The sequence below is a fragment of the Lysinibacillus sp. NPDC048646 genome, assembly GCF_050272295.1.
GTDB lineage: Bacteria > Bacillota > Bacilli > Bacillales_A > Planococcaceae > Lysinibacillus.
Window position 1 is genome coordinate 1 of sequence record NZ_JBNNLZ010000050.1, and the last position, 6,737, is coordinate 6,737.

7 protein-coding genes are annotated in these 6,737 nt (G+C 38.4%); 2 read left to right on the forward strand and 5 right to left on the reverse strand.

What is annotated here, in order from left to right:
- Positions 1–77: 77 nt before the first annotated feature.
- From ACQKII_RS24415 to ACQKII_RS24430, 4 genes are all read right to left on the reverse strand, one after another.
- Positions 78–947, reverse strand: coding sequence for a M23 family metallopeptidase (locus tag ACQKII_RS24415; RefSeq protein ID WP_427463022.1), 870 nt, complete (start codon positions 945–947; stop codon positions 78–80).
- Between the two features lie 280 nt (positions 948–1,227).
- Positions 1,228–1,518: a DUF5316 domain-containing protein gene (locus tag ACQKII_RS24420; RefSeq protein ID WP_427463023.1), complete on the reverse strand. Its 291-nt coding sequence runs from the start codon at positions 1,516–1,518 to the stop codon at positions 1,228–1,230.
- A 422-nt stretch (positions 1,519–1,940) separates the two neighbouring features.
- On the reverse strand, positions 1,941–2,777 hold the full coding sequence (coaW, locus tag ACQKII_RS24425) for a type II pantothenate kinase (protein WP_427463024.1): 837 nt from the start codon (positions 2,775–2,777) through the stop codon (positions 1,941–1,943).
- Positions 2,778–3,494: 717 nt separating this feature from the next.
- A complete protein-coding gene (locus tag ACQKII_RS24430) occupies positions 3,495–4,229 on the reverse strand; it encodes an SDR family NAD(P)-dependent oxidoreductase (protein ID WP_427463025.1) in 735 nt (244 codons plus the stop codon).
- Between the two features lie 270 nt (positions 4,230–4,499).
- Here ACQKII_RS24430 and ACQKII_RS24435 point away from each other — a divergent pair, with 270 nt between their 5' ends.
- Positions 4,500–5,351: a squalene/phytoene synthase family protein gene (locus ACQKII_RS24435; protein ID WP_427463026.1), complete on the forward strand. Its 852-nt coding sequence runs from the start codon at positions 4,500–4,502 to the stop codon at positions 5,349–5,351.
- Positions 5,352–5,399: 48 nt separating this feature from the next.
- Here the strand turns inward: ACQKII_RS24435 and ACQKII_RS24440 are convergent, their stop codons facing one another.
- Entirely contained in the window at positions 5,400–5,888 is a 489-nt protein-coding gene (locus ACQKII_RS24440; RefSeq protein WP_427463027.1) for a metal-dependent hydrolase, read from the reverse strand.
- 231 nt (positions 5,889–6,119) lie between these two features.
- Between ACQKII_RS24440 and ACQKII_RS24445 the strand changes: the two genes are divergently transcribed.
- Entirely contained in the window at positions 6,120–6,656 is a 537-nt protein-coding gene (locus ACQKII_RS24445; RefSeq protein ID WP_427463028.1) for a hypothetical protein, read from the forward strand.
- The last annotated feature ends 81 nt before the right edge of the window (positions 6,657–6,737 follow it).

Here is a 6,737-nt window from a genome sequence, read left to right on the forward strand (position 1 = left end):
ACATTCGAATTCATGGAACATTAGGCTATTTAACACCCGTGGAATTTAAAAAACAGACCTTATAATTTTTGTCCAGTTTAGTGTTGACATACCAATTTCACAAAATCTCCCTGAATGAGATCCCTCTTTTCGTTAAAGTTGATACGGATGCTTTTTGAATTCATTGGGTCTGGAGAGTCAGCTACATGAAAATGGATATGAGGTTCACTGGAATTCCCTGAATTTCCGACGAGTCCAAGCAAGTTACCCTGCTTTATTTTATCCCCTTGCTTCACTACAATTGACTGGTGTTTAAAGTGCACAAGATAACTGAATTCCTCATTTCCATGATCAAGAATAACATAATTACCGAAAGGTTGTTCCTCATTAAATGTACCAACTGGTTCATTGTCTTCTACATTATTCACCATACTAACAACCACTCCATCAGCAGGTGCCAGGTATTCCTTGCCAAATGCAAAATAGCTTTCATTTAAGGTTGGATCACCATCATAGGACCTATTCTCATTCACTATTGCAAAATCATAAGCATAGCGTTGATTTTCATATTCATAATGGTAATTTACCAGCTTGTTCGTCCCCCCCCAAAATACGAACCACTCGTCTCGAAAAGGTAAATGATATTTTGTTTTAGTAAAAATTTCATCTGTTTCGTGATAAACAGCGAGTGGGATCAACTGTAATACCTGTATGACGTCATCTTCATCAAAAACTGCAATCATTCCTTTAGTACCACTAACATCAGTCCATACATATTGTTTTGCCCCGTTATTGTAAGGAAGCTCAGACTGTAATATTAATTTAGTAATATCTTTATTAAATTCTTCACCGAACTCCTGAAACTGCTTAAAGGATACTTCATTTTGGAAATATTCGCTCATTTGTTTGTACACTTTCTCAAAGTTCCCACTAAGTAAAACATCAGATAAGTCTTTTGGCTTCATCATTTTCTCTCCCCATATGTAGTTAGCTTTCTTTTATATAAGTGGTTTAATTTTCACTTATATCTTAAGTACGAATCGCAAAGATTTAAGTTTCACTCTTATACAAACCTGCATCATTAATTGAAGAAGAAAGCTTCCAAAGCGTGGTTTGGGGACAATTCCTTCCTTAATGTTGTAAATCTATCTGGCAAGCCCCCTATTGTTGAGTCAGATGGATCTATCTCTCCAGCCAAATAACAAAAAGGTCACCATATTTCGGTAGCCTAATCGGAAGTCTCGAAATTTAGGTAATAAAATAATAAAGTAAAACGGCTATTAAAACGCTGGGTAAGCCGAGAAGCATCGAGTTGAATGTTATTCGGTTACGTTCCTTCCCATCTTCTGCTGATTCAGTAGCGAAATTTGCCCTCATTCTGTCTCCACTTACGATTGAACCTGACATGACCATCGAAATACCAATAAAGATGAAACCTATACTTCCTGTTACCAAATATGCTTTATCAATTCCCCAAAGAAATATTGATATTAAAATTCCGATTATTGATAAACCTATTCCAAGCAGAAAATACTTCAAATTTATCCCCCCTCTACCTAATTATTTATACGGTTAGACATCTATTTCGTTTCATTTTTATTAAGCTAAACTGCACCGTTAGTTGAAGAAAGTCCTTCTCTAAAAAGCTAATATTGGAATAGTCTAAGTTACAACCATAAAATAAAAGTAACACTTGTTTCATTATGTTCGTTTCTCCCATTAATAGAAAGTTTCACTTATTCAACTAGCCCTCTCCGTTAGTTTAATATTACCTCAAATCAGATTCATTTGGATAACTATTTCCATTTACCATTTTGTGATGATTTTAATTTTTTATATAGCCACTGGGTGTAAAGTTATTACTCATGCTGCTCCCCCGTTGCAATGTTCTCACCGACTGCTAATCAAAAAAAATGTACATCACCAATAATAATTAGTAAGGTACATTCTTATTTGTCCTATTAGACAATCGTATATTCAGTTATGTTCAGTAATGCACCGACTGCACCCGAAAAACCATGGTCGTTAATAAAGACAGGTGTATGTTTTTTCGTACGCGTGTAATTGGCAATAACATTGACGAGATGATCATTATTGCTAATGGTTGAACCGATATAGACAATATGTTGGGCATTTTTTTCTTCCGCGTACTGAATGCTGAGTGTTGTAATAACCTCACCGACAAGCCCTTGAACAGTTGCAAGAATATCCGCTGCTGGCTGTTTAATGGCCTCCGTAATACCAACTTTGCCAAAATTACTCGCTGTTAAATGTCCATCAATCGGTGTGTCCATTCCTTGATAAATATCTTTTACCAGTAGATCAACGCCCTCCCGATTTCCTTTTACCGCCATTTCACGAATTTCATTGTAATCGGTAATTCCTGTTGTAAGCGCTGACAATCCAATCAATGTGCCGCCACCAATACCTGTCCCACCAACACGAATATGCGTATTTCCTTCCATATAATGAATCGAAGTCCCCGTACCAATATTGGTAATCATACTACGTTCAAAGTAATATCCTCCTTTATTTAACAAAAAGCGGACACCCTTCAATGTAGCTTCAAACTCTACTATATAATGAATCGATTTCATTGTTTTAATGACATCAAGTAATTGTTCCGTACGTCCCCCCGTAACACCAATATCCTCAATATCTGGATTATTAATAATCCAATCCTTTACAGCCTGCAAATCATTAGACGGAAAAGTTGATAGAATAAGTTCATTATGCTCGTCTAAATAAGCAACTTTCGTCAATGTGCCGCCTGCATCAATACCTATAGCCTTTGGCATACCATTCTCCTTTAACTTTATTCAGTAGAAATCTCCTACCTCTATAGATGAGATGAATACTAGTTTAACTTTTATTCAGTAAATGCCTAAGCACCGTTTGAATATAGTTCATGCCTCCAACGAATGTCACTGATTTTGAAACGAGTCATTGTGCTTGCACAAATCAAAATCCCAACGCATTGTTTATCTGCACGATGGCAAAATAACAACTAAGCGTCAGCGACAATTATGCCGAGGCGTAATTGAGTATTCGCCCTTCCTAAACTTTACCCCTGTTGAAATGATTGTGCAATAACTTAGCAAACTTTCATAAAAAAAACACGAAAAACATCAAAATTATTTTATTATTCACACTATTTTTACATTTCATTTACATAACTTTGGCTCAATCGTTCAATCCACACGAGGAGTAAGTTCAACTGACTGTAAACGCCCGATTGGTTCGGGGCAACAGGATGTTTTTTGTGCGAAAGCGCAGCGGCAGCGACAGATGTTTTTTGTGCGAAAGCGAAGCGTCAGCAACAGGATGTTGGTCACACAAGCTTTTTCACAGGATGTGAAGGTTTTAGCTTGTGTTCCTCTATCTATTGTGGGGGGTGAAGGAACCCACACTGATTGAAGATTCACTTTATCCCTATTCTATCAAACAAAGAAAAAAAGTGAAAATGCACGGCTTTCAGTGCATTTCCACTCATTTATATATCTATTATCTGCTCATTAACGAGCTGAGTAACCACCATCGATGACAAGCTCTCCACCTGTAATGTATGAAGCTTCATCAGATGCTAAGAATAGAATTGCTTTCGCAACTTCGTCTGGTTGGCCAAGACGACCCATTGGCGTGGCACGAATCAACATGTCCATTGCTTCTTTGAATTGACCAATGTTAGCAGTCATTGGTGTTTCAATAACACCCGGGAAAACTGTGTTTACACGGATATTGAATTGACCGAATTCGGCAGCTGCCGCACGTGCAATTGCGCGTAATGATCCTTTTGAGGCTGAATATTCGTTGAAACCGGAACCGATAATCGCTGTATACGATGAAGTATTCACGATTGAACCTTTACCGGCTTCTTTCATGTATTTGGATGCATGTTTAATGCCTAAGAAAGGACCAAAAGAGTTGATTTTGTGCATAAGTGCCCAGTCTTGCTCTGTAATATCATCTGGCATTTTTTTACCGGCAATACCAGCGTTGTTAATCAAAATATCAATGCGTCCGTATTTATCAACGACTGCTTTTGTCACTTCTGCCCAGTTTTCATCAGAAGAAACGTCTAATTTCATCCCTTCAACGTTGTCTAATTCAGAAATTTTTGCTAAGTTTTCTTCGTTAATGTCGACTGCAATTACTGTTGCACCCTCTTGTGAAAATAATTCTGCCATTGCTGCGCCCATACCTGATGCGCCTCCTGTAATAATGGCAATTTTATTATCTAATCGTCCCATGCTTCATAACTTCCTCTCATTGTATAGTCGCCTCGGCGTATGCGATTGTTTTGTTGATTTCGCACAAAATAAACGCCAATACCTTTAAATCTTTACAGTAATGTTTATCAATATATTGTATAGAGTTAAATAGTTTACCAATAAACTTTATCATTTTTTTTAAGTGTTTACAAAGAATATGACTATAAATTGAACAATCTGTTTTATCTTTCCCCACTTTTAAGATACGATATACTATAGATGTGGTACCATTTGAACGGAGGAATACAAGTGAAAGATCAAAAAACACTCTATAAAGAAGCGATGCACGTTTTAAAAGAAACGAGTCGCACATTTTATATACCGATTACTTTTTTAAAAAATGAGTTAAAAATGTCAGTTGCAGCTGCTTATTTAGCGATGCGCGCGATTGATGAAATTGAAGATCACGAAATGCTGTCAAACGATATAAAGTTCGATTTACTGACTGCAACGAGTGAATTATTAAAGGTAGACTTCGATGCGGAAGCGTATGCTGCATTATTAGCTCCTTATGCTGAGCAATTACCTGAAGTATCACTTCGTTTAGCAGATTGGCTTACATTTTGCCCAGAAGGCGCTCGTAAAATTGTCCAAGCCTCCACAAGTGAGATGGCATTTGGTATGGCGAAATGGGCTAAGGCAAACTGGCAAGTGCATACACGTGAGGATTTGGATGATTATACATACTACGTGGCAGGGCTTGTTGGTACAATGCTGTCAGAGCTTTGGGCATGGGGTGCAGACATTCAAACAGACCGCGAGTTAGCGATTGGCTATGGTCGTGGGCTACAAGCCGTTAATATTTTACGCAATCAACATGAGGATTTGAACGAACGCGGCGTGAGTTTCGTGCCAGACGGATGGACACGTGAGGATTTATTTGCCTATGCTGAGGAAAACTTAGCGAAAGCAGACTTGTATATGAAGGATATTAATAAACGTACGGTATTACTGTTCTGCCGTCTTCCACTTGCATTAGCACATAAAACATTGAAAGCGATGCAAGATGGCCGTGAGAAGATAACACGCGCCGAAGTTGAGCAAACTGTTGAAGAGGTGCAGGTGGTGCCTGGCACTCAAACAATTCACGACAATTCATAAAAATGCAAGAACCCCTGCTCAGTTCACAAGCGCAGGGGTTCTTACTTTTTAGATAACATGAATGAATTCACTGATGAGTTCATAGCCGAAATATAGTGAAAGTCCTGATAACAGTGCGAACACGACCTTCTCCACTTTCCCACCTGTTTTTGTTGTGAGTGGAAAACGAACGGAAATGTTGATGGGGAAAAATAACTTCACCCCTTGTTTCGTGCCCATATCAAGCACGATATGACTGACCATTCCGACTAGAATACCCGCCGTAATGGCTTCGTACGGTATAAATGAATGCAGCAGTGTCACGACTAGAAACAAGAAAAGTAAACTATGTGTGAAGGAACGATGGCCAAATAGCTTATTGACGATTTTCGAAATAATGGGAAACGTTCGCCCAATTTTACTACCGCCATGGCAAATATCCGGCATTAATGCCCCGACAATGCCCGCTCCTACTAAAACGAATGGGTTATCATTGGAAATTTGTGCAAAGGCAAGGCTTGCGGTGATGCCCCCAACGATGTGTGTATTCCCTTGCATATTAACTTCCTCTCCTTATGTATGGATATAATTCTACCTCCCTAATTTAACATACTTCGCACAAAAAGAGAACACACATTCCGAACATACACTCGCATTATTTTCTATACCAATATTTTTCAAATTCATGTCCCTCTTTCAGTCCTAAAACGATATATAGTAAGTGATATGAAAAATGCCTCCTATGGCATTTCTCATTTCACAAACCGACTTGAAGGAGACGTGACGAAGATGAACTTACTAATAAATGAATCCCCGCTGCAGGTATTGCCTTCACTTGCTGTAAAAATTGGGCTAAATCAAGCCCTCGTTTTACAGCAAATGTATTATTGGTTGCGCATTTCTAAAAACGATCGAGATGGACATAAGTGGATTTATAAAACATTAGAAGATTGGCATAAGGAATTTCCATTTTGGTCAAAAAGTACACTTGAGCGCACAATTCGAAAACTAGAGGAACAGCAATTGATTGTGGTCGGTCATTATAATCGCATGAAAATGGATCGCACCAAATGGTATCGTTTCAATCAAGAAGCGATTGCCGACCTTTGTACTGATCAATGTACGCAACATGATGGCATGCAAGTTAGCGAAATGACTGAGTCCACAAGGGCAACTTGCGCGCTTTCATCTCAGCAAATTGACGAGCATGTTGACCGCAATTTGACGTCACCAATACCATTAGATTACACAGAAAGTACAACAGAGACTACCACATTAGATATACAGCGTGACGAAAAAACTGTAGCCATAGTGAACTGCCCCTAAATTGTTAGACACCAAATCTAACGATTTAGGGGTGTTTTTTATGGCTAACTTTACTGCCGAAGAGAAAATATTTATGGCTCG